Annotated in this window: 21 protein-coding genes and 1 tRNA gene; 11 read left to right on the top strand and 11 right to left on the bottom strand. The window is 34.3% G+C overall.

The features are described from left to right. Positions 1-3: 3 nt before the first annotated feature. On the bottom strand, positions 4-879 hold the full coding sequence (locus D1J36_RS09220; protein WP_154136871.1) for an ABC transporter ATP-binding protein: 876 nt from the start codon (positions 877-879) through the stop codon (positions 4-6). A gap of 169 nt (positions 880-1,048) precedes the next feature. Between D1J36_RS09220 and D1J36_RS09215 the strand changes: the two genes are divergently transcribed. Both D1J36_RS09215 and D1J36_RS09210 read left to right on the top strand, forming a co-directional pair. Then, positions 1,049-1,984 (top strand): pseudouridine synthase, encoded by a 936-nt coding sequence (locus tag D1J36_RS09215; RefSeq protein WP_064969567.1) that lies wholly within the window; start codon positions 1,049-1,051, stop codon positions 1,982-1,984. Between the two features lie 187 nt (positions 1,985-2,171). After that, entirely contained in the window at positions 2,172-2,759 is a 588-nt protein-coding gene (locus D1J36_RS09210) for a hypothetical protein (RefSeq protein ID WP_154136870.1), read from the top strand. Between the two features lie 80 nt (positions 2,760-2,839). On the opposite strand, the gene nhaA is transcribed toward D1J36_RS09210, so the two are convergent. From nhaA to D1J36_RS09185, 5 genes are read right to left on the bottom strand one after another with little or no spacing between them, the layout of a single operon-like run. Then, positions 2,840-4,192 (bottom strand): Na+/H+ antiporter NhaA, encoded by a 1,353-nt coding sequence (gene nhaA / locus D1J36_RS09205; protein ID WP_154136869.1) that lies wholly within the window; start codon positions 4,190-4,192, stop codon positions 2,840-2,842. Positions 4,193-4,222: 30 nt separating this feature from the next. Then, positions 4,223-6,430 carry a RelA/SpoT family protein gene (locus D1J36_RS09200; RefSeq protein ID WP_154136868.1) on the bottom strand — a complete coding sequence of 736 codons (2,208 nt, stop codon included), beginning with the start codon at positions 6,428-6,430 and terminating at the stop codon, positions 4,223-4,225. A 41-nt stretch (positions 6,431-6,471) separates the two neighbouring features. Next, positions 6,472-9,045 (bottom strand): DNA gyrase/topoisomerase IV subunit A, encoded by a 2,574-nt coding sequence (locus D1J36_RS09195; RefSeq protein ID WP_154136867.1) that lies wholly within the window; start codon positions 9,043-9,045, stop codon positions 6,472-6,474. Between the two features lie 2 nt (positions 9,046-9,047). Further along, the gene (locus D1J36_RS09190) at positions 9,048-9,542 is read right to left on the bottom strand and encodes a hypothetical protein (protein WP_154136866.1); all 495 of its coding nucleotides are present in this window, start codon (positions 9,540-9,542) and stop codon (positions 9,048-9,050) included. A gap of 19 nt (positions 9,543-9,561) precedes the next feature. Then, on the bottom strand, positions 9,562-11,421 hold the full coding sequence (locus D1J36_RS09185; protein WP_154136865.1) for a DNA topoisomerase IV subunit B: 1,860 nt from the start codon (positions 11,419-11,421) through the stop codon (positions 9,562-9,564). A gap of 254 nt (positions 11,422-11,675) precedes the next feature. Between D1J36_RS09185 and D1J36_RS09180 the strand changes: the two genes are divergently transcribed. The 6 genes from D1J36_RS09180 (at position 11,676) to D1J36_RS09155 (ending at position 16,745) form a co-directional block, all read left to right on the top strand. Then, positions 11,676-11,978 carry a hypothetical protein gene (locus D1J36_RS09180; RefSeq protein WP_154136864.1) on the top strand — a complete coding sequence of 101 codons (303 nt, stop codon included), beginning with the start codon at positions 11,676-11,678 and terminating at the stop codon, positions 11,976-11,978. Continuing rightward, positions 11,978-12,256, top strand: a complete 279-nt coding sequence (locus D1J36_RS09175) for a cell division protein ZapA (RefSeq protein WP_154136863.1) — start codon at positions 11,978-11,980, stop codon at positions 12,254-12,256. The genes D1J36_RS09180 and D1J36_RS09175 overlap by 1 nt, the downstream gene beginning before the upstream one ends. Before the next feature lie 266 nt (positions 12,257-12,522). Then, positions 12,523-14,097 (top strand): ribonuclease Y, encoded by a 1,575-nt coding sequence (rny, locus tag D1J36_RS09170; RefSeq protein WP_004919041.1) that lies wholly within the window; start codon positions 12,523-12,525, stop codon positions 14,095-14,097. A 128-nt stretch (positions 14,098-14,225) separates the two neighbouring features. Then, positions 14,226-14,555: a translation initiation factor gene (locus tag D1J36_RS09165; protein ID WP_154136862.1), complete on the top strand. Its 330-nt coding sequence runs from the start codon at positions 14,226-14,228 to the stop codon at positions 14,553-14,555. Positions 14,556-14,575: 20 nt separating this feature from the next. Further along, positions 14,576-15,430: a nucleoside phosphorylase gene (locus tag D1J36_RS09160; protein WP_154136861.1), complete on the top strand. Its 855-nt coding sequence runs from the start codon at positions 14,576-14,578 to the stop codon at positions 15,428-15,430. A gap of 250 nt (positions 15,431-15,680) precedes the next feature. Continuing rightward, positions 15,681-16,745 carry an anhydro-N-acetylmuramic acid kinase gene (locus D1J36_RS09155; protein ID WP_154136860.1) on the top strand — a complete coding sequence of 355 codons (1,065 nt, stop codon included), beginning with the start codon at positions 15,681-15,683 and terminating at the stop codon, positions 16,743-16,745. Positions 16,746-16,760: 15 nt separating this feature from the next. Here the strand turns inward: D1J36_RS09155 and rsgA are convergent, their stop codons facing one another. Genes rsgA through udk form a run of 3 tightly spaced genes read right to left on the bottom strand, consistent with a single transcriptional unit; the run spans position 16,761 to position 18,719 of the window. Beyond that, a complete protein-coding gene (gene rsgA / locus D1J36_RS09150) occupies positions 16,761-17,708 on the bottom strand; it encodes a ribosome small subunit-dependent GTPase A (protein WP_154136859.1) in 948 nt (315 codons plus the stop codon). 19 nt (positions 17,709-17,727) lie between these two features. After that, the gene (locus tag D1J36_RS09145; RefSeq protein WP_154136858.1) at positions 17,728-18,102 is read right to left on the bottom strand and encodes an FtsB family cell division protein; all 375 of its coding nucleotides are present in this window, start codon (positions 18,100-18,102) and stop codon (positions 17,728-17,730) included. Beyond that, the gene (gene udk, locus D1J36_RS09140; RefSeq protein ID WP_004918954.1) at positions 18,099-18,719 is read right to left on the bottom strand and encodes a uridine kinase; all 621 of its coding nucleotides are present in this window, start codon (positions 18,717-18,719) and stop codon (positions 18,099-18,101) included. The genes D1J36_RS09145 and udk overlap by 4 nt, the downstream gene beginning before the upstream one ends. A gap of 144 nt (positions 18,720-18,863) precedes the next feature. On the opposite strand from udk, the gene D1J36_RS09135 reads away from it, so the two are divergent. The 3 genes from D1J36_RS09135 (at position 18,864) to D1J36_RS09125 (ending at position 21,849) form a co-directional block, all read left to right on the top strand. Continuing rightward, positions 18,864-19,100 carry a YdcH family protein gene (locus D1J36_RS09135; RefSeq protein WP_154136857.1) on the top strand — a complete coding sequence of 79 codons (237 nt, stop codon included), beginning with the start codon at positions 18,864-18,866 and terminating at the stop codon, positions 19,098-19,100. Between the two features lie 118 nt (positions 19,101-19,218). Next, complete coding sequence (gene typA, locus D1J36_RS09130) at positions 19,219-21,024, top strand: translational GTPase TypA (protein ID WP_052911040.1); 1,806 nt, start codon at positions 19,219-19,221, stop codon at positions 21,022-21,024. Positions 21,025-21,111: 87 nt separating this feature from the next. Then, entirely contained in the window at positions 21,112-21,849 is a 738-nt protein-coding gene (locus D1J36_RS09125) for a phytanoyl-CoA dioxygenase family protein (RefSeq protein ID WP_154136856.1), read from the top strand. A 68-nt stretch (positions 21,850-21,917) separates the two neighbouring features. Here D1J36_RS09125 and D1J36_RS09120 read toward each other — a convergent pair. Together D1J36_RS09120 and D1J36_RS09115 are read right to left on the bottom strand one after the other, a co-directional pair. Then, positions 21,918-21,991: transfer RNA gene (locus D1J36_RS09120), tRNA-Ala, on the bottom strand. Positions 21,992-22,045: 54 nt separating this feature from the next. Further along, complete coding sequence (locus tag D1J36_RS09115; RefSeq protein WP_154136855.1) at positions 22,046-22,276, bottom strand: DUF2007 domain-containing protein; 231 nt, start codon at positions 22,274-22,276, stop codon at positions 22,046-22,048. Between the last annotated feature and the right edge of the window lie 69 nt (positions 22,277-22,345).

Genomic DNA, 22,345 nt, shown 5'->3' with positions numbered 1-22,345 from the left:
AGCCTATTGGTCGTTTTTTAGTGAAACAAAGTAAACATCTTCTAACATAGGCTTCACTTCCTCAAAGGTTTCATTAGGTTGCTGTTCAGCATAAACCCTTATGTTGAGTGTGTTATCTTCATTAAATTTAGAGGAAAGCAAGTTGTATTTTTCATTAAAATCATCATAATTTTCTCGGTTGATAATACGGCTCCACACTTTTCCTTTCAACATTTCTTCCCCTTGCTTAGGTGTTCCTCTAAAAAGTATATTTCCACCGTTAAGCACTGCTAAATCATTACAAAGCTCTCTTACATCATCTACTATATGGGTAGAAAATATAACGGTATGCTTAGTGCCTATTTCTCTTAAAACATTAAGGAAACGACTTCTTTCCGAAGGATCTAGCCCTGCCGTAGGTTCATCTACTATAATCAGTTGAGGATTATTGAGTAATAGTTGAGCAATACCAAATCTTTGTTTCATACCGCCAGAATATCCACTCACACTTTTATCTTTCACATCGTACAAGTTGGTAATTTGTAGCACTTCTTTAATCATAGTTTCTCTTTCAGAAGCGTTTGTAATTCCTTTTAAACGAGCGAAATAATCTAATAAACTTTGAGCCGACATATTTGGATAGACTCCAAACTCTTGCGGAAGATAGCCCAGCACCTTCCTCAATGCCATTTTGTCCTCTAAAACATTGATGTTACCAAAATAAATTTCGCCTTCATCGGGCATTTGTAAAGTAGCAATAGTTCTCATTAGAGATGACTTACCTGCCCCATTGGGACCTAATAGTCCAAACATTCCGTTCCCTATTTCTAAATTAACTCCGTTAAGGGCTTTCACTCCATTGCTATAAGCTTTGGTTAAATTTGAAATTTTCAAGTTCATAATAATTTTTCTTATATAAGTAGCTCTATTATCAAAAGTGTTACAAACTTTAGTGGAATTTAGTGATAAAAAGTCTATCCAAGTATCTCACACAAACATCTAATTTTATAAGTAGCCTCTAATAACCTCTAAAAAATTGTATCTTTGCAAAACATAATTAGTTACAAGTATGAGCAGAGAACGCAAAAATTTTTCAGGAAAATCAAGAACAAATCAAAAAAGAGGGAATACTGAGAACTCTCGTGGCTCAAAATTAGGAGGTAGAGATTTTGATTCTAGAGATAAATATGTAAAAGGAGACCGTAGAGGCGGAAGAAGATTTGATGATAAAGAAGCCGACAGAGCCAGAGCTTTTGTCCAAAAAAGAAGAATAAATAAACTTGTACAACAGCCTAAAGATACCATCAGACTTAATAAATACATTGCTAATTCAGGGATTTGTAGCAGACGAGAGGCTGACGAATTGATACAGCAAGGTTTAGTTGAAATCAATGGTAAAGTAGTAACCGAACTAGGTTATCAAGTACAAAAAACAGATAAAGTGGTTTTCGATGGACAGAGCATTACACCTGAAAAGCCCGTGTATGTACTTCTCAACAAACCTAAAGGCTACATCTCTACCACAAAAGATGAGAAAGCTAGAAAAACCGTAATGGATTTAACAGCGAATGCTTCTCCCTATAGAATTTTCCCTGTGGGGCGTTTAGATAGGCAAACAACGGGCGTTATTCTACTCACTAATGATGGACATCTTACCAAGAAACTTACTCACCCATCTTTCAATATAAAGAAAATTTACCATGTTACCTTAGACAGAAAGCTTACAGGCGAAGATATGGCGACTATAGCCAAAGGGATTAGATTGGAAGAAGGTGTTGCAGAGGTGGATAGCATTTCTTATATAGACGGTAAACCTAAAAATGAAATTGGGATAGAAATCCATATCGGTTGGAATAGAGTGATTAGAAGGATATTCCAAAGGTTAGGCTACGAAGTTGAGGCATTAGATAGAGTGATGTTTGCAGGGCTTACCAAGAAAAATATCAAAAGAGGACATTGGCGTATCCTTACCGAACTTGAGGTAAATAACCTGAAGATGTTATAAACTAATATTAGTTTGATATAAACAATTTATTAGGGTTATTCTTTATTCTGTCCCCATTTTTGTGGTAGATTTTTGAAAGAAATGAAAAGGTGTGTGTTTATGAAGTTTATATAATGATTGTTTATTTATATTTTTCAATTTAATTATTATATGTAATTTGAATATTTAACTCTAAAATTTTTGATAAATGAAAAAAACAATTTTAACTTTAGTTATCTGCTCAACTACTTTTCTGAGCTGTACTACTCAACAGAAAAAGCTATCATTAGATAATGAAATTGAAAAGTGGAAGAAGGGATTAGTTTTAACAGGAGAGTTAGGTCCTCCTTGTTATGACGATTTCATGAAATGGAGAAAAGAAAATCCAGATAAAGCATATGGAATTTCAGATGAAATAAAAATTTTCAAAAAAGATTTTAATAAAGATGGTATAGAGGATGCATTTGTCAGCATGAGAATAGGGGATCCTTGTAATGGTAGTAACCATTTATCATCAGATCATTCTGTGTTAATATTTTCAAATGATGGAGAATATTATCAAGATGTAAAACTGACAGAGAGAATAGAAGGAAAAATAATCAACCAATTGGCAGAAAAAAATATTCCTTCGGTAAATAATCTCTTAACTTTTTTTGAATCATTCGATGGAACCATAAATGGAGAGGTTACAATTGAAGTTGAAGGAGATGCTCACTGTTGCCCCTCTTACTTTGGATTATTCAAATACAATCCCAATACACAGGAGTTAAAATTAGAAGTAAACAAGAAACAATAATATAAGTTTACTAGTATCATTAAATAAGCGGAAAAATAATATTTTCCGCTTATTTTTATTATGATATTGATAAGAAAACTCTAAATATTTTCTCCTCCTTTTTTCTCTTCCTTATTAGTGCTTAGAATAAGATAACCTGCAATCCCTCCTATGAGAGAAGCTATAATAATCCCCATTTTAGCTTCTGGAACATATTCTGGGTGTAGTTTAGTATCGAAGGCTAATTCTGTGATAAATAAAGACATCGTAAATCCTATAGAAGCTAAAAAAGCGACTCCTAACAGGTTTTTCATAGACAAACCTTCTGTTTTTTTAACTATTTTCAGTTTTATCAAAGCACCTAATAATCCAAATATACCTAAGACTTTTCCGAGTAATAACCCTAAAATAACTCCGATGGTAACCAAACTCAATCCATTATCAAAAGAGATAGGAATAGCCGCATTACATAATGCGAAAATAGGCATCACAATAAAACTCACAAAGCTATGCATACCATGTTCCAAACGCTGAGAAGGAGGTATGGTTTCTTTTGTTAAATCATGCATATCCTCCACTACACGAATTTGTTCATCAGTTAAATCTTCGTGCTTTTCATCAGGATCTATACTTAGGAATTTGTCTCTGAGTTCTCTCATTTTATATACAAAATAGCTTTCATTAACTCTAGCGTTAGCAGGAATGGCAAAAGCCGCTAAAACGGCTGCAATAGTAGCGTGTACTCCAGACATTAAAAAGCAAAGCCAAACACCACCTATCCCTAATATAGCGTAATGAATGATACTTTTAATACCTATTTTGTTAGAAAATAGCATCAGTGCAAAAATACCAAGCCCTAGGCTTAGGTATCCCATATGTAATTCATTAGTATAAAATATAGCTATTACTAAAACTGCTCCTAAATCATCCACAATAGCCAAAGCTGTTAAAAATACCTTCAGTGGCAAAGGGACTTTGTTTCCCAATAGGTACATTACGCCAAGTGCGAAGGCAATATCCGTTGCCATAGGAATTCCCCAACCGTGTGCTGCATCTGTACCATTATTAAAGAAAGTATAAATAAGAGCAGGGAAAAGCATACCTCCAATAGCTGCTATAATTGGGAGCATTGCTTTTTTAGGAGAAGCCAACTCACCGTTAGTCAATTCTCTTTTAAGTTCTAACCCTACCACAAAGAAAAATATGGCCATAAGCCCATCATTTATCCAATGGTGTAATGATAGGTCTAAAGAAAATTCGCCTAGACTAATTACTATATGCTGATGCCAAAAATGATTGTACTCTTCACTCCATTCAGAATTAGCAAAAAATATCGCAATTAAAGCCGCAATAAATAACACTATACCACCCGTTGTGGATTTACTAATAAACTTATTTACTGGTCTTACAATATACTTATCTGCTGGAGTTAAATGAATTTTAGGTTGTTCCATAAAATATTTATTTTTTATCAAATTAAAAAATTAGATTCTTTTTACACTAGTGACTCCCTCTATCCTTCTAAGATGTTTAATAGTTTCCTCTAGTTGGTCCTTGCTTTTAACTTCTAGGCTTATTTGCCCTGTAAAAATCCCATCGGTAGACTCGATACTAAAGCTCCTCATGTCAATACTCATCGCATTAGTAATAATTTTGGTAATATCATTTATCATTCCCATTCTATCTAAGCCTTCTACTTGTATTTTAACGCGGTTACTAAAGCTCTCAGCATTTACCCATTTTGCAGTTAAAACACGATAATCATAGTTAGCTCGTAGATTTACAGCGTTTGGACAATTATCATTATGCACTTTAATACCATCTGAAATGGTTAAAAAACCAAATATTTTATCTCCTGGCACTACCGTACAACATTTGGCAAAAGTATGGTTGAGTTTTTCTTCATCTTTACCAAAAACAATTAAATCGAGGTTTTGATAAGGATTTTCCTCTTTTATATTTTGAGATTTGATTGGGATTTTTCGGAATTTTTGAAGAAGCGAAGAGAAAATACTCTTTCTTTCTGAATATCTTTTTAAATCACCGATATCTAGGCTACCATCATGAAATTTAAGAAATAGCTCTTGTGAAGTCTTGAGTGCGAAATACTTTTGTAGATTATTAACTTCCTCCTCACTAAATGCAATTTTTGCACTTTTCAGTTTTCTTTGTAGAATTTCCTTTCCTTCTGCAACACGCTGATTTCTTTCTATATTTAAAGCATTCTTAATCTTTGATTTAGCTTTAGAAGTTACTACAAAATCCAGCCAGTCTTGTTTAGGTCTTTGATTGTTAGAAGATAGAATTTCTATTTGGTCTCCATTTTTTAGTACATAACTGATTGGAACTAATTTCCCATTGATTTTAGCTCCTAAACATTTCATACCCAAATCTGTATGCACAGAAAACGCAAAGTCTAATGCGGTAGCATTTTTAGGTAAAATAGTAACCTCGCCTTTTGGAGTGAAGACAAAAACTTCTTTAGAATAAAGATTGAGTTTAATATCATCTAGCAGTTCGGAGGTTGACATCATTTCTTGATTTTCAAGAACCTCCCTAATCTGAGTTACCCATTGCTCAAAATTGGTATCATCACTATTTCGTCTGAACCCTTCCTTATATTTATAATGAGCTGCTACCCCTTTTTCAGCAATTTCGTCCATTCTTTCAGAACGAATCTGCACTTCTATCCACTTGTTGTCAGGACCTAATACCGTGAGGTGAAGACTTTCATATCCAGTGGAACGAGGAGCAGAAATCCAATCTCGCATTCTCTGAGGGTTACTCTTATAAAGGTCTGTAACAATGGAATAGATTTTCCACGCTAAAAACTTCTCATTTTTAAGGTCAGATTTGTAAATAATCCTAATAGCGTAGTTATCATAAACCTCTTCAAAGCCCACATTTTGCTTCAACATTTTTCTATAAATGGAGCTAATAGCTTTGGTTCTTCCTTTTATTTTGAAATCTAATTCTTCTTTAGAAAGGTATTCAGAAACTTCATTTTTAAATTCCTCTAGATAGCCTTCTCTTTGCTCTTTGGCTAAATCTAGTTTGCTGGTAATTTCTGTATAAACCTCAGGATTATTATATTTTAAAGATAAATCTTCTAATTCTGATTTAATATTATAAAGCCCTAGCCTATGAGCTAATGGAGCATAAATGTAAACCGTTTCGGAAGCTATTTTTTTCTGTTTGTCTGGACGCATACTATCCAGCGTCCTCATATTATGTAAGCGGTCTGCAATTTTAACCAAAATAACCCTAAAATCTTCGGATAATGTAAGTAACAACTTTCGGTAGTTCTCGGATTGTATAGAAATATTCTGGTTGTTCATCACCGAAATTTTCGTTAATCCATTAACAATACTGGCTATTTTCTCTCCGAATATTTTTTTGATGTCTTCGTAGGTATAGTCACTATCTTCTATAACATCGTGCAATAAAGCACAAGCAATGGAAGTTGCTCCCAAACCTATCTCTTCGGCAACTATTTTTGCTACAGCGATCGGGTGGTAGATATATGGCTCACCTGTTTTTCGCCTCTGATCTTTGTGTGCATCTAGTGCTATATCAAAAGCTTTACGAATGAGCTTATTTTGCTCTTCGTTGAGAGTTCTGTAAGTATTGGAAATTAAATCCTTATACCTTGCCAAAATCTCTTTATTTTCTTTTTCTAAATCGTAAACCATATATTTCTACTTTAAAACCAACATAAAAAATTTATATACCTCTAACCTCCAAATAAATCTCCTATAATACCTTCTTCTGGTATATCGTCAGAATCATTGGATTGCTCTTTTTCTTCCATTTCAGGTTCTTCTTCCTCCTCTCTTTCTGGAATGGTAATATTGATGGACTTCACCTTTTCCTTAACAAACTGATTCCCCATTGCTTTAATCCCTTTAACTGCAATAAACTCGTCTATATCTACAGTTTCAGGGTCTTTTTCTTTGCCTGTTTTGTCTTTTCCGAAGATAATTTCTGCAGTACAACCGTCTTGAACGCCCACAAATTCAATAAAGGATTTTGGGTGTTCACTAGGCATAAACCCTTGAGAATTAAGTGTATTATCTAGCAAGAATCTCTTAATGAAATAAATTTCTTTTTCGCCATCATAATAGATGCATGTAATAGGTTGGTCTGGTCTCCATTTTTCAAGCACTAGATACTCATCATCAAAACGATTCATCAAATCAAAAGTCATTAGTTTAGCCTCACCTTTAGTATTGATGGTAAGTATTTTATCATCTCCTTTGAAGCTGCCTAATAATGTACCTCTTGCATCTGCATTAAGCCTTCTTACCGTTTCATCAAACCATATCTTCCTAGGTGCTAATGTAGAAACGCCTTCTTCCTTTAAATCTACCTTTTTTACAGCATATTTGGTGACTAGATTTCCTCTAGAATTTCTACCCTTAATGGCTAAATCTGAAAAGTCTATCTCTATCTTATTTTTTCGTATTCTAGCATTAGGCTTCAAAAGAACTGTTACCACTTCTGCTTCACCATTAGGATTGGCAGAGAAATAAAGCACTTCTGAACCTTTAGCTTCCGAAGCTAAAGGATATTCGGTATTTCTTGTAATGGAGGTTACAGAAAACCTTTTCATATAATAAGGTCCTGTTTTACCCTCTCGGTAAATCATATTATAAACGGTGCGTTTATCATTTTTCTTCCAAACACCTGTGTGTATAATATCTTTACCCACAAAAGTTTTAGGCTCTACCTTAGTTACTTGCATTACCCCATCTTTTCTGAAGGTAATAATATCGTCTATATCGGAACAATCAAACACATACTCATCTTTTCGGAGTGATGTCCCTATAAAGCCCTCTGCCCTATTAACATAGAATTTTTCGTTAGCTACGGCTACCTTTGTGGCATCAATAGTATCAAAAACTCTAAGTTCTGTTCGGCGTTCTTTATCCTTACCAAATTTCTTTTTGATATTAAGGAAATAATTGATGGCATACTCTACCAAATGAGCTAAATGATGCTTAACTTCCTCCATTTTACCTTCAAGAGCGGCAATATTTTCTAATGCTTTATCTCTATCATATCTAGAAATACGCATAAATGGAAGCTCTGTAAGACGAATAATATCCTCGGTAACCACTTCTCTCATTAAGTTTTTAGTGAAAGGTTGAAGTGCTAAGTTAATGGCTTCGTAAACCGCTTCTTTAGAGTCTTTGCCTTTAATCTCTTGGTAAATTTCGTTTTCAATAAAGATTCTTTCTAGAGAGGCAAAATGCCACTTGTCTTCCAACTCTCCAAGCTCTATTTCTAGTTCTCTTTTTAGAAGAGAAACGGTGTGGTCGGTATTTCTTTTTAAAATCTCCGAAACACTCAAAAACATTGGCTTATCGCCTACGATAACACAAGCGTTGGGCGAAATGGAAATCTCACAATCTGTAAATGCATACAACGCATCTATCATCTTATCAGGCGAAACATCATTATTAAGATGAATGTTGATTTCTACCTGGTCAGAAGTATTATCTTCTATCTTTTTGATTTTAATCTTCCCTTTCTCGTTAGCTTTGATGATACTATCAATCAAGTCGCTAGTCGTTTTGGAAAACGGAAGCTCAGTAATGCATAAAGTATGCTTATCTTTTTGGATAATCCTAGCTCTAGCCCTTAATCTTCCACCTCTTTCGCCATCATTATAGTTGCTAACATCTAGCATACCACCCGTCATAAAGTCTGGATAAAGCTGGAATTTCTTTCCTTTAAGGTATGCAATAGAGGCTTCTATCAATTCATTAAAGTTATGTGGCATCACTTTAGTAGAAAGCCCCACTCCAATACCCTCCACACCTTGAGCGAGAAGTAACGGAAACTTAACAGGTAAATCTATAGGTTCATTATTTCTACCGTCATAAGATTTTACCCAATGGGTTGTTTTTGGGTTGAATACAACTTCCAATGCAAATGGCGTTAATCTCGCCTCTATATATCTAGCAGCAGCAGCGGAGTCGCCAGTATAGACATTCCCCCAGTTACCTTGTGTGTCTATAAGAAGTTCTTTTTGACCAATCTGAACCATGGCATCTGTAATGGAAGCATCACCGTGAGGGTGATATTTCATGGTATTCCCCACGATGTTGGCAACCTTGTTGTATCGACCGTCTTCTAACTCTTTCATAGAGTGCATAATCCTCCTTTGTACAGGTTTGAAACCATCAAAAATAGAAGGAATGGCACGGTCTAATATCACATAAGATGCGTAATCTAAAAACCAATCTTTATATAATCCTGAAACTTTTTTCAGTGTTTCTCCTTTCTGATATTGTTCTTCCATTACTAATTTATATCTCTATTGTTAGAGTTTTCTTGATTTGATTTTATGGTTCTGTTAAGCGACAGCTTTAAATCTTTTATCTCTTTACTGTTAAGGTAAGAAATATCGTATTTAAGTACGGTTAAACTTCCTTTCTTATTTTTTAGTCTTATATATAATCTTCTAAACAGGAAAACATCAACTATTTCGTAAGAATCTAATTTATACTTTGGAAATTCATCTTTTGCGTTTTTGCCTAGAGAATCAATGATATTTCTATTTTGAAAATTAAGGGCTTCGCCATCACTATCGTACTCAAAAATTTGTCTTCCCCTGATATAAAAAATGAGATATAGAAAAATGGCAAAAGCTATAATACCAATATCAATAGGTATAGTAAATAGCTTTGCTACTTTATTTTGTAGTATAAAGAAAATTAAACCTACCAATAGCGTTATATTTGCCAAAGTAAATATAAACTGATAATAGGGAGTTCTTACCTTATTACTTAATCTCATAATTTTTTAATACACAAATTTATTCTCCTTCTATAACTTCTTCTACAACTAAATTTTCTAGAATAAACTGCTGTCTATCAGGTGTATTTTTACCCATGTAAAATTCTAGAATTTGGTCTATAGTTTGGTCTTTACCTATCACCACAGGTTCAAGTCTAATGTCTTTCCCTATAAAGTGTTTAAATTCCTCTGGAGAAATTTCTCCAAGACCTTTAAATCTAGTGATTTCAGGATTTTTACCAAGTTCATTCAGTGCTTTTATACGCTCTTCTTCGGTATAGCAATAACGAGTTTCTTTCTTATTCCTTACCCTAAACAATGGTGTTTGTAAGATATACAAATGTCCATTTTTAATTAAATCAGGGAAAAACTGAAGAAAGAAAGTTATCATCAATAATCTAATGTGCATACCGTCCACATCGGCATCAGTGGCAATAATGACTTGATTGTATCTTAAATCTTCTAAACTTTCCTCTATATTAAGTGCGGCTTGTAAAAGGTTGAACTCCTCGTTTTCGTACACTACTTTCTTGGTAAGTCCGTAGCAGTTAAGAGGTTTCCCTTTGAGAGAAAACACGGCTTGAGTTTCCACATCTCTAGACTTGGTGATAGACCCTGATGCAGAATCTCCCTCCGTTATAAAAATCTGAGTTTCTGATTTTCTATCGGCTTTTTGCTCGTTGTAGTGTTGCCTACAATCTCTTAGTTTTTTATTATGTAAAGATACCTTTTTAGCTCTTTCTCTAGCGAGTTTTTGTATTCCAGAAAGCTCTTTTCTTTCCCTTTCAGAAACCAAAATTTTCTTATGAATCGCTTCGGCAACCTCTGGGTTTTTATGTAGAAAATTATCTAGTTTGGTCTTAAGAAAATCTATTACAAAGGTTCTTACGGTAGGACCTTGTGGACCAATATCATTAGAACCTAACTTGGTTTTGGTTTGAGATTCAAAAACAGGCTCTTCTACATTTATAGAAATCGCGGCAATAATAGACTTTCTAATGTCCGAAGCATCAAAGTTTTTATTAAAAAATTCTCGTATTGTTTTTACATAAGCTTCTCTAAAGGCATTGAGGTGCGTTCCACCTTGTGTAGTATTTTGCCCATTAACAAACGAAAAGTAAGTTTCCGTTTGAGACTTATCCGAGTGAGTAATGGCCACTTCTATATCATCACCTTTAAGATGTACAATTGGATAAAGCGTTTGGCTTTCCATTTCTTCCTCCAATAAATCTTTCAGTCCATTTTCGGAGAAATAAGTATCTCCATTAAAAATGATTTTAAGACCTGGGTTTAGATAAGCGTAGTTTCTGAGCATACGCTCTATATACTCTTTTCTGAATTTATAATTCAAAAATATTTCAGCGTCTGGAATAAAGGTAATTTCAGTTCCGTTTCTATCACTAGAGTCTTCTTCTGGAAAATTCTCTGTGATATTACCTCTGCAAAATTCAGCCACTTTAGTTTTATTATCTCGAACCGATTTTACCCTGAAATATTCGGATAAAGCATTAACTGCCTTGGTACCTACTCCGTTAAGTCCCACCGATTTTTTAAATGCCTTACTGTCATATTTCCCCCCAGTATTCATTTTGGAAACAGCGTCTACCACTTTCCCCAAAGGGATTCCCCTTCCATAATCTCGGATTTGGACTTTTCTATCATCTAGCTTGATTTCTATCCTTTTACCAGCTTTCATTCTGAACTCATCTATGGAGTTATCCAGAATTTCCTTTAATAAAATATAGATACCATCATCAGCCGATGAACCATCTCCCAACTTCCCAATATACATACCTGGACGAAGCCTAATATGCTCTTGCCAATCGAGAGTTCTAATGTTATCTTCGGAATAATTAACCTGTTGTAATGCTTCACTCATAAATAAGCCTCTATTTTTAATGTAAAAAACAATAACCCACAAATTTAAGCAAACCTATTTTAAAAGAAAAATTTTAAACAAAAGTATTTTTTACAGTTCGATATAAACCTCAAACAATCAAAATATTAAACACTTTAAATACTAGAATGCATAAATACTATAACTGAGTAGTGTTTAAAAAAGTTGAAAAATCCTTTTAGTAGGCGAAGTTTTTTTTATACTTTTGTGTCAAGGTTAGAACACATCCTGAGGATATGCTAAGAGAGATAGAAAATCATTTTTCAGAAGTTGAACAAAAGGTAATCCGCTTGAGAAGTGATTATCAAAAACTTAAAGATGATTATTCGGCTCTTTTGGATAGTCATAATGAAACGAAGAGGAAATTAGATGCAGAAAAAAAAGCTCATCAGGAATTGTTGGAAAAATATAAAGAAATAAAGTTAGTTTCTGCAATATCGGGTAATCCCAACCATAATAGATTGATGAAAAACCACATCAATAGGCTTATTAAGGAAATAGATGCCTGTATTGCACAACTTCAAAATAAAGGCTTGTAATGGAAGTGCGTAGAATCAATATCAATATAGCTGGTAGAAGATACCCACTTAATGTACCTGCCGACGAAGAAGAAACACTCCGTAAGGTAGGAAAACAAATAGAGACGATGATTAAGGAGTTTGAAACTAATTTTAATGTTCAAGATAAACAAGATGTTTTGGCAATGTGTGCGTTAAAACTAGGTACTAATGCAGAAGTCGCCAAACAAAATGGAGAGAATAATATAGAAAGTGTCCAAAAGAGATTGAGCAACCTCAATCAATTATTGGACGAGTAAATAGAAACAATAATTAGGATACGATAAATTTCTTTCCTTTTATTGTGTGAAATTTTGCCTGCAACTGTTCTAACACTAATTAAGGTAAACTCAACGCTAAACTAATACTGGGTAAATGCTTGCTAGATGGCGTGCCGTTTTATCACGGATTACAGATAGTAAGACTTAACCTGAATCGTGTTGATTAGGAGTTTACTCTTTTAATCTTACAGAATGGTTGTAGGTTTTTTTATGGAAAAAAGTTAAAAATTAATAAATATATATAAATGGATACAGTAGTTTTAATCATCAGTATACTCGGTAGTCTTATAGTGGGAGCCGCTATAGGATTCGCTTTTGCTAAAAGCTCGTTGAATTCTAAGGCAAAATTCATTGTGGAAGATGCCAAGAAAAACGCAGAGAATTTAATAGAAAAGGCTAAAGTAAAAGCTGAAAGTATAAAGCAAGAAAAAAACATACAAGCTAAAGAACGCTTTTTAGAGCTCAAAACAGAACATGATGCTCACATACAACAGAGAGAAAAGAAAATGCAGGAGGTTGAAAAAAGAGCGAGAGATAAAGAGCAAAAACTAAATGACGAACTAAGCAAAGTAGGTAAATTAGAAAAAGACTTAGACAAGAAACTTAGCGACCTTTCTAGAAAGGAAGAACAACTAGAGAAGAAGCAAGAAGAGCTTAGCGTTGCTATTGCCAAAAAAGTAGAACTTTTAGAGAAAGTTTCAGGCTACTCTGCTGAAGAGGCTAAAGAGGAATTGGTAGAAACCATGAAATCAGAAGCTAAAACTAAAGCACAATCTTATGTTCAGAACATAATGGAGGAAGCTCAACTTAATGCAAAGAACGAAGCTAAAAAGATAGTTATCCAAACTATCCAAAGAATAGGAACAGAACAAGCTATAGAAAATTCGGTATCTGTATTTAATATAGAATCCGATGATGTTAAAGGTAGAATTATTGGTAGAGAAGGTAGAAATATCCGTGCTTTAGAAGCAGCTACAGGTGTAGAAATTATAGTAGATGATACACCAGAGGCTATCCTTTTATCTTGTTTTGACCCTGTGAGAAGAGAAATTGCAAGACTATCTCTACATAGGTTAGTTACAGATGGCAGAATTCACCCTGCAAGAATTGAGGAAATTGTAGAAAAAACAAGAAAGCAAATAGAAGAAGAAATTATAGAAGTTGGTAAAAGAACTATTATAGATTTAGGAATACACGGTTTACACCCAGAGCTCGTAAAAATAGTGGGTAGAATGAAGTACCGTTCTTCTTATGGGCAGAACTTATTACAACACTCTCGTGAGGTGGCCAATATAGCAGCAACTATGGCTGCAGAGCTAGGTCTTAATGTAAAATTAGCTAAGAGAGCTGGTTTATTACACGATATAGGTAAAGTTCCAGAACAAGAGTCTGAGCTTCCTCACGCTTTATTAGGTATGCAGTGGGCTGAAAAATTTGGAGAAAATCCAGAAGTTGTAAATGCCATAGGTGCACACCACGACGAAATAGAAATGACTTCCCTTCTCTCTCCTATTATCCAAGTAGCAGACGGAATTTCAGGTGCAAGACCTGGAGCGAGAAGACAAGTACTAGAGTCTTATATCCAAAGATTAAAAGATTTAGAAGCAGCAGCATTAAGTTTTGAAGGAGTGTCTAGTGCTTACGCTATTCAAGCGGGTAGAGAGCTTAGAGTAATGGTAGAAAGTGCTAAAGTAAATGATAGCGTAGCTGCTCAACTTTCTTATGATATTTCAGAGAAAATTCAAAATGAACTGACTTATCCAGGTCAAGTAAAAATCACGGTGATTAGAGAAACTAGAGCCGTTAATATCGCACGATAGACATTAACTGTTTTATATACAAAAATCCAAACTTAGTAACTAGGTTTGGATTTTTTCTTTATGAAGAACTGCAAAAAATCACTTCCAAAATAGCATCAGAATTAAGAACAAATTACTACCTTTGGAACATGGATTTAAGAGACCAACTAAAAAACCTTTTTCCTGACCATATAGAGCAAGACTTTGAAATTGAAGAGGAGACAGAAACTTCTATTCAAAAAGAGCCTCTTATCTGTAAATATGAAAAAAAAGGGAGAAATGGTAAGCCTGCAACTCTGATTGAAGGCTTTGAAGGTAATGATGATGAACTAAAACAAATTTCTAAAAAAATTAAAACAACTTTAGGAATAGGCGGTTCCGAAAAAGACGGTGTTATCATTATACAAGGCGATAATAGAGATAAGATAATGGATATTCTTAAAGAGATGGGATATAAAACCAAACGAGTAGGAGGATAAAAAATAAAAAATATATAATTATGCTTAATAAGTTAGCTGCATCAGAACTGGTGCTTAATGAAGACGGAAGTGTGTATCACCTTAATTTGCTTCCAGAGGATATTGCAGAAAAAATAATTTTGGTAGGAGACCCAGACCGTGTTCCTAAGGTTTCTAAGTATTTTGATAAAATAGAAATCAAAAAGAACAAAAGAGAATTCTATACACACACAGGAACACTTAGAGGGGAAAGAATTACGGTAATGTCATCAGGTATCGGTACTGAGAATATAGACATCGTAATGAATGAGTTAGATGCTTTGGTAAATATTGATTTAAAGAATAAAGAATTCAAATCAGAGCATACTGCGTTACAGTTATTCCGTTTAGGGACTTGTGGTAGTGTAAACCCTGATATAGAGGTAGATAATATGCTAGTAACTCAAAATGTGGTGGGGCTTGATGGTTTATTACATTTCTACCAAGACTATCAGTTTGAAAATGAATTTTCTAGAAATTTTTTAGAAAAGTTCCCTTATAAGAAAATAAAATCAATGCTTTATTTTTCAGACTGGGCAGAAGATATTTCTGATTATTACAAAGATGCTAAATACCACGGAAACACCGCTACTTTCCCTGGATTCTATGCCCCACAAGGAAGACAGCTAAGGCTTAAAGCCGTAGATGAAAACTTCTTAGAAACCCTTAACGATTTAGGTGTTTCTAACTTTGAGATGGAAACTTCCGCTATCTATGGTCTATCAAAACTACTTGGTCATAAGGCTCTTACCGTAAACTGTGTAATTGCTAATCGCCGTAGAGGTGAATTTTCTGCAGACCACCACGCTTCAGAAAAAAATATGATAGAATGGGTATTGGATAGAATTATCAAATAAAAACTGTTTAGAATATCTAAAAAAACTGTATAAAGGAGGCAAAAGCCTCCTTTTATAGTTAAATGAAAGACTTTATATTTCAACAATTTTGCTTAAATTGGCAATTGCTCTGCATTAGGGATAGAGGCGGTATCCTTTTTCTGAGAGAGGTACGACCGATGAAAAAGATAAAGCCGAAAGCCCAACCCTTTTAGCCTAGGGTAAAGCCTCGGAAAAGGGAATGCCATAATAAAAATATAAAAGAAAGAAAATGTATATTATTGGTGTGATGTCTGGCACTTCACTAGACGGAATTGATTTTTGCTATTTTAAAATAAATGAAAGTACTTATGATTTTGAAATTATAAGTACTCAAACTTATCCGTATCCTAAGGAATGGCAGATTAAGCTAAAGTCTGCAGCTCAACAAACAGAGCTGGAAGTAGCGTTACTAAATGCAGAATACTCAAATTATCTTAATCAAGAAATATTGAGGTTTATTAAAACTGAAAATATTAAAAATTTGGATTTAATTGCTAGTCATGGGCATACGGTGTGGCATAATCCTAAAGGTGGTTTTACTTTGCAAATAGGTAATTTACCTGCAGTTTCAAAAGAGATAAGTGTTCCGTTGGTTGGCGATTTTAGAGTACAAGATGTGCGTCTAGGTGGGCAAGGAGCACCGTTAGTACCTATAGGCGATGAGTTGCTGTTTTCGGACTACGATTTTTGTCTTAATCTAGGTGGATTTTCTAATATTTCGTACAAAAGAAATGGGGAAAGATTGGCTTTTGATATTTGCCCCGTGAATACATTATTGAATTATTATTCCGAAAAATATTTCTCTCTTCCTTATGATAAAAACGGAGAAATTGCTAAAAGTGGTAAGATATACCAACCTCTTGTTGATAAACTTAATGCCCTACCCTTTTATAAACAATCTCATCCTAAATCTTTGGGAATTGAACAAGTGAATGAATGGTTTATCCCAATTATAGAAACATTTTCTTTAGAGCCTAAAGATTTATTAGCTAGTTTGGGAGAACATATGGCAATACAAATAGCCAATGTTTTGGATACGAATATCGGCAAAAGACTTTTGGTTACAGGAGGCGGAGCTTACAATCAATTTCTTATTGAAAGACTGAGTTTTTTAGCTCCTCATATAGAAATAGTTATTCCACCTTCAGAAGTTGTGGAATACAAAGAAGCATTTATTTTTGGTTTGTTAGGGCTTTTGAAGTGGCAAGGTAAAACCAATGTTTTGGCATCTGTAACAGGAGCAAAGCATAACCATAGCTCTGGAGTGCTATTTTTGAACGGAACATTATTATAGCTTTAATTTTTGTTTCTAAAACCCTTGTTCTTCGGTTTCTTCCATCAGTTTGGTGTAGGTAGCGTAACGGCTTTCAAGAATATCACCGCTTTCTATAGCAGAAAGAACGGCACATTTAGGTTCGTTAAGATGCAAACAGTTATGGAATTTACAGTCTTCTCTCGTTTTAAATATTTCAGGGAAATAATGCTGTATTTCTTCCTTTTCAACATCTATCATTGCAAATTCCCTAACGCCTGGCGTATCTATAACACTACCGCCGAAGTCCCAAAAATGCATTTGAGCAAAAGTAGTGGTATGTTTACCTTTGAGGTGAACCTCTGACACTTCGCCTGTTCTTAGGTTAAGCCCAGGTTGTAGTGCATTTACAAGTGTGGATTTGCCACTACCTGAATGTCCAAAGAATACCGAAATTTTATCTTTAAGAATATTTTTGAGTTCCTCTAAATTCTGTTGAGTATGAGATGAAATTAAAAGACTGTCGTAACCAATATGATGATAGATAGTTCTAAGAGCTTCTACATATTCTATATCGTCTTCATTCAGCATATCTGCCTTATTGAACAATATAAGTGGACGAATATTATAAGCCTCACAACAAGCCAAAAAACGGTCTAGAAAACCTAACGAAGTTTCGGGACTATTTAAAGTGTAAAGAAAACAAGCGACATCTATATTAGATGCTATAATATGAGCTTCTTTGGATAAATTAACCGATTTTCTGATGAGATAATTTTTTCTTGACTCTATTTTAGTAATCCAAGCAACGCCATCGGTTTCTAGCTGAAATTCTACCCAATCTCCCACAGCGAGAGGATTGGTAAGCCTTGTCTTTTGGAGTTTAAATTTACCTCTCATTCTTGCCTCGTAGAACTGCTGAGTATCTTGTTCCAAAACTTGATACCAACTTCCCGTAGATTTCGTAATTAGTCCTTTAAATGTTATGCTTTCGTTACTGCCCATTAAGAATAAGAAGTGTTATTTATTTTGTTGTCTTATTACCATTGGTGCTATCAGCTACTAGTATGAAAATTTCTTCATTAGACTTTTTCATAAAATAATTCTCTCTAGCAAACTTTTCTTTCTCTCCCCTATTAAACATTAGTTTTTTGTAGAAAGCATCATTCTTCTCATACTCTGTTTTGTAGTAATCTAGCTGTTCCTCGTACTTTTTAATTTCTGAATTCAAATCCCTTATCACCAGGAAAGAAGTATTATCAAAGAAAATCATCCAAACAAAAAAAGCCACAATAGTAATAACATACTTATTGAGTATATACTTCCTAAAAAAAACCATTTTAGGAGAAGTTTCTTTAGGCTCTTCTGTTGGGTTTATATCTTTAATGAGCTTTTTCATTCAGATTGTTTTTTTAGAGAATTACTGATGACCGTGGTTAAAAAGTCTATCGCTACAGGATTTTGTTTCATATTAGGAATAATGATATCCGCTTCGTTTTTAGATGGCTCTATAAACTCTTGGTGCATTGGTTTCAAAGTTGTCTGGTAGCGGTAAAGCACCTCTTCTAAATCCCTGCCTCTCTCTTGAGTATCTCTTTTAATACGGCGAATTAGGCGCTCGTCCGAATCGGCGTGTACAAAAATCTTTACATCAAATTCTTTAAGCAACTCTTTATCGGTAAGTACCAAGATACCTTCAACAAGCAAAACCTTTCTTGGCTCTACAGTGACATAATCTCCCGTGCGAGAATGGGTAACGAATGAATAAATAGGCTGCTTTATAGGCTCATTATTCTTAAGTGCCCTTACGTGCTCGCGTAGAAGTTCAAAATCTATCGACTTTGGGTGGTCATAATTAAGCCCTTCTCGCTCCGCCATACTAAGATTTTGGTTGTCGTGATAATAGTTATCTTGAGAAAGAACATTTACTCCCTCTACATTTAGTTTTTTCAAAATCTTATTAACCACTGTAGTCTTTCCCGAACCAGTACCCCCTGCTATTCCTATTACTAACATCTTATTTCAATCTATTTTTATTTCCGCAAAGATACATAATATAACAAAAAATAATGTAAACTATATCGAATTAGCTAGTGACAAAATTCACATTGCAGATTTTGGTTGAATTTGCTAACTTCACATTATAAAAAATATAATCTAATGGAAAATCACATTTTAATCAACGAATTCCCTGAATTTTCAGAAAAAATTTCAGATTTAAAACAAACCGACAATCATTTCAAAAAACTTTTCAACGACTATGACGAGGTTAATGGTAAAATTAAACACTATGAAGCAGGAGAGCAAAACCATACTACAGATGAATTTTTAACGGAACTTAGAAAAATAAGACTACATCTAAAAGATGAAATCTATGAATATCTAAAAAGTAAGTAATATAGATGTTTATTTCTAGTGCAACGCAATAGGGAAAGCCTGTTGCGTTTTTTATTATCTATTAAAAGACCTTCTAAGTCCATTTTTTTTCCTATTTTTGCCGCGTAATTTTTTCTTTATGCAAAATATTAGAAACATCGCGATTATCGCCCATGTTGACCATGGAAAAACAACTTTAGTGGACAAAATTATCCACGCAACTAACATCTTTAGAGAAAACCAAGAAAGTGGTGAGCTTATTATGGATAATAATGACCTCGAGAGAGAACGAGGCATTACCATTCTTTCTAAAAATATCTCGGTAACCTACAAGGATACTAAAATAAATGTAATAGATACGCCTGGACACGCCGATTTTGGTGGAGAGGTAGAGCGTGTGCTTAAAATGGCAGACGGTGTGCTACTACTTGTAGATGCCTTTGAAGGACCTATGCCACAAACTCGTTTCGTTTTGCATAAAGCATTAGAATTAGGATTGAAGCCTATTGTGGTTATCAATAAAGTGGACAAACCTAACTGTCGTCCAGATGAAGTTCACGACCAAGTTTTTGATTTGTTCTTTAACCTAGACGCTACCGAAGAGCAGCTAGACTTCCCTACTTTCTATGGCTCGTCTAAAGAAGGTTGGTTTAATTCAAGCCTAGAAAAATCAGAAAATATTTTACCACTCCTAGATGGTATTCTACAGTATGTGCCAGAACCAAAGGTAGAAGAAGGTAATCTACAAATGCAGGTAACCTCTTTAGACTACTCATCTTTCTTAGGAAGAATTGCCGTAGGGAAAATCATCAGAGGTTCGGTTAAAGAATCTCAATGGATTGGCTTAGCTCAAGAAGACGGTAAAATCGTTAAAGGCAAAGTAAAGGAACTTTATATTTTTGAAGGCTTAGGTAAGAAAAAAGTAAGCGAAGTATTTGCAGGAGATATTTGTGCTATCGTAGGTTTTGACAATTTCCAAATAGGAGATACTTTCGTAGATTTAGAAAATCCAGAACCTCTCCCAAGATTGTCTATAGATGAGCCTACTCTTAATATGACTTTCTCTATCAACAACTCTCCGTTCTTTGGTAAAGATGGTAAATATGTTACCTCTAACCATTTAAAGGAAAGATTAGAAAAAGAACTTGAAAAAAACTTAGCCTTAAGAGTACAACAAACAGAAGATGCAAACACTTTCTTAGTATTTGGTAGAGGGATATTGCACTTATCTGTACTTATAGAAACTATGCGTAGAGAAGGTTACGAGATGACTATCGGTCAGCCTCAAGTAATTCTTAAAGAAATAGATGGCGAACAGTGCGAACCTTACGAATCTCTAGTGGTAGATGTACCCGAAGAATATGCTTCTAGAGTGATAGACTTAGCTACACAAAGAAAAGGAGATTTACACATTATGGAGACCAAAGGAGAAATGCAACACCTAGAGTTTGAAATTCCTTCCAGAGGACTTATCGGACTTCGTTCTCAAATGCTTACTGCAACAGCTGGGGAAGCAATTATGGCACATAGATTTGTAGATTATAAACCATTCAAAGGTCAGATACCAGGTAGAAGTAACGGCGTATTGATTTCCAAAAATCAAGGGTCATCTACCGCCTACTCTATCGAAAAGCTACAAGACAGAGGGCGTTTCTTTGTAGACCCAGGCGAAGAAATTTATGTAGGTATGATTGTAGGCGAGCAGAACAAACCTGGAGATTTGGTAGTGAATATTGTAGAAGGTAAGCAACTTAACAATATGCGTGCGGCGGGTAAAGATAAAGACGGCAGCATCGCACCTAAAGTTCTTATGACTTTAGAGGAGTGTATGGAATATATACAACAAGACGAATGTATAGAAGTAACGCCTAATTTTATCCGTATGAGAAAGAAGATTCTTTCTGAAGAGGATAGAAAAAGAGCCGAAAGAATGGCAAAGGCTTAAAATATCAAAATCCCACTATAGTTTTTATAGTGGGATTTTTTTGTTCCTGTAATTTATGCTAATTTAGCTATATTGAAATATAATAAGATGAGAATAATTGATTATACCAAAATAAAATCTGAAGTTGATACACTGGGATTTTCAACTATACGTGGAATTTATGATGAGAATGAAATCAAGAAAATATCAGACTGTATTGAAAGTGTAGACAAAAACAAAGCTACCTTTAGGAAATCTAAAGATTTATTTGCGATAAGACAGTTTTTAAAAGAAGTGCCCGAGACAAAAGAAATGATATTTAACTCAAAATTAAATTCAATTATTAAAAATGTTTTTGGATCAGATTATTTTGTGGTAAAAAGCATCTATTTTGATAAGCCAGAAAACTCCAATTGGTTTGTTTCCTATCATCAAGATTTAACCATTTCGGTTGGTCAAAAGATTGAAATAGAAAATTTTGGACCTTGGACTACCAAGCAAAATCAATATGCGGTTCAACCACCAACAGATATACTTGAAAATATTTATACCATAAGAATTCATCTTGACGAGACTGATGAAAATAATGGCGCTTTGAAAGTAATACCAAATTCACATTCAAAAGGTATTCTCAGACCAGAAAATATAGATTGGAATACAACCACAGAAACTATATGTAATGTAAAACAAGGTGGTATTATGATTATGAAACCACTGATTTTACACGGTTCAAATAGAACGACCAATCATAAAAAACGAAGAGTAATCCATATTGAATTTTCTAGTTTAGAGTTACCACAAGGGTTAGATTGGTCAGAAAGATTTGACCAAAAAGCTTTGGTATAGATACTTTGCAGCATATAATAAAAAAAATCTACTCTAATAGGGTAGATTTTTTATAAAGATTTAGAAAGTGGAGAATACGGGATTCGAACCCGTGACCTTTTGACTGCCAGTCAAACGCGCTAGCCAACTGCGCCAATTCCCCAAGATTGCTTTTGCGAAGATATAAATATTTCAACACAAAAGCAAAATAGTATTTCTACTGCTGAGACTTTAGATATTCATCTACAATTTCTAAAGCCTTTTTTTCATCTTTTAATTCTACCTTAACTTTCATAGTCGTTGCCGTAGGCGTAGATAAAAATGAAAGATAACTATTCTCTACTTTTGCTGTGATACCAGCTTCTTCTAACTTTGATTTAATTAGTTGTACTTCTTGTATGGTATCTCCCTCAAATACGGGAACTCTTGTTACTATGTCCATAATCATTATTTTTTTAGGTTAATGACCCCAATATACTACTTTTATTTGTAATAGCCAAATTCTTGCAAAGAGTAT

Origin of the sequence: Riemerella anatipestifer (assembly GCF_009670965.2) — a bacterium.
In the GTDB taxonomy this organism is placed as follows: domain Bacteria; phylum Bacteroidota; class Bacteroidia; order Flavobacteriales; family Weeksellaceae; genus Riemerella; species Riemerella anatipestifer_B.
This window is presented reverse-complemented; position numbering and strand designations above follow the sequence as displayed.

What these genes read in the sequence shown, in the direction of transcription:
- D1J36_RS09220 (WP_154136871.1), bottom strand. Translation starts at nt 879, where the DNA reads ATGAACTTGAAAATTTCAAATTTAACCAAAGCTTATAGCAATGGAGTG.
- D1J36_RS09215 (WP_064969567.1), top strand. Translation starts at nt 1,049, where the DNA reads ATGAGCAGAGAACGCAAAAATTTTTCAGGAAAATCAAGAACAAATCAA.
- D1J36_RS09210 (WP_154136870.1), top strand. Translation starts at nt 2,172, where the DNA reads ATGAAAAAAACAATTTTAACTTTAGTTATCTGCTCAACTACTTTTCTG.
- nhaA (WP_154136869.1), bottom strand. Translation starts at nt 4,192, where the DNA reads ATGGAACAACCTAAAATTCATTTAACTCCAGCAGATAAGTATATTGTA.
- D1J36_RS09200 (WP_154136868.1), bottom strand. Translation starts at nt 6,430, where the DNA reads ATGGTTTACGATTTAGAAAAAGAAAATAAAGAGATTTTGGCAAGGTAT.
- D1J36_RS09195 (WP_154136867.1), bottom strand. Translation starts at nt 9,045, where the DNA reads ATGGAAGAACAATATCAGAAAGGAGAAACACTGAAAAAAGTTTCAGGA.
- D1J36_RS09190 (WP_154136866.1), bottom strand. Translation starts at nt 9,542, where the DNA reads ATGAGATTAAGTAATAAGGTAAGAACTCCCTATTATCAGTTTATATTT.
- D1J36_RS09185 (WP_154136865.1), bottom strand. Translation starts at nt 11,421, where the DNA reads ATGAGTGAAGCATTACAACAGGTTAATTATTCCGAAGATAACATTAGA.
- D1J36_RS09180 (WP_154136864.1), top strand. Translation starts at nt 11,676, where the DNA reads ATGCTAAGAGAGATAGAAAATCATTTTTCAGAAGTTGAACAAAAGGTA.
- D1J36_RS09175 (WP_154136863.1), top strand. Translation starts at nt 11,978, where the DNA reads ATGGAAGTGCGTAGAATCAATATCAATATAGCTGGTAGAAGATACCCA.
- rny (WP_004919041.1), top strand. Translation starts at nt 12,523, where the DNA reads ATGGATACAGTAGTTTTAATCATCAGTATACTCGGTAGTCTTATAGTG.
- D1J36_RS09165 (WP_154136862.1), top strand. Translation starts at nt 14,226, where the DNA reads ATGGATTTAAGAGACCAACTAAAAAACCTTTTTCCTGACCATATAGAG.
- D1J36_RS09160 (WP_154136861.1), top strand. Translation starts at nt 14,576, where the DNA reads ATGCTTAATAAGTTAGCTGCATCAGAACTGGTGCTTAATGAAGACGGA.
- D1J36_RS09155 (WP_154136860.1), top strand. Translation starts at nt 15,681, where the DNA reads ATGTATATTATTGGTGTGATGTCTGGCACTTCACTAGACGGAATTGAT.
- rsgA (WP_154136859.1), bottom strand. Translation starts at nt 17,708, where the DNA reads ATGGGCAGTAACGAAAGCATAACATTTAAAGGACTAATTACGAAATCT.
- D1J36_RS09145 (WP_154136858.1), bottom strand. Translation starts at nt 18,102, where the DNA reads ATGAAAAAGCTCATTAAAGATATAAACCCAACAGAAGAGCCTAAAGAA.
- udk (WP_004918954.1), bottom strand. Translation starts at nt 18,719, where the DNA reads ATGTTAGTAATAGGAATAGCAGGGGGTACTGGTTCGGGAAAGACTACA.
- D1J36_RS09135 (WP_154136857.1), top strand. Translation starts at nt 18,864, where the DNA reads ATGGAAAATCACATTTTAATCAACGAATTCCCTGAATTTTCAGAAAAA.
- typA (WP_052911040.1), top strand. Translation starts at nt 19,219, where the DNA reads ATGCAAAATATTAGAAACATCGCGATTATCGCCCATGTTGACCATGGA.
- D1J36_RS09125 (WP_154136856.1), top strand. Translation starts at nt 21,112, where the DNA reads ATGAGAATAATTGATTATACCAAAATAAAATCTGAAGTTGATACACTG.
- D1J36_RS09115 (WP_154136855.1), bottom strand. Translation starts at nt 22,276, where the DNA reads ATGATTATGGACATAGTAACAAGAGTTCCCGTATTTGAGGGAGATACC.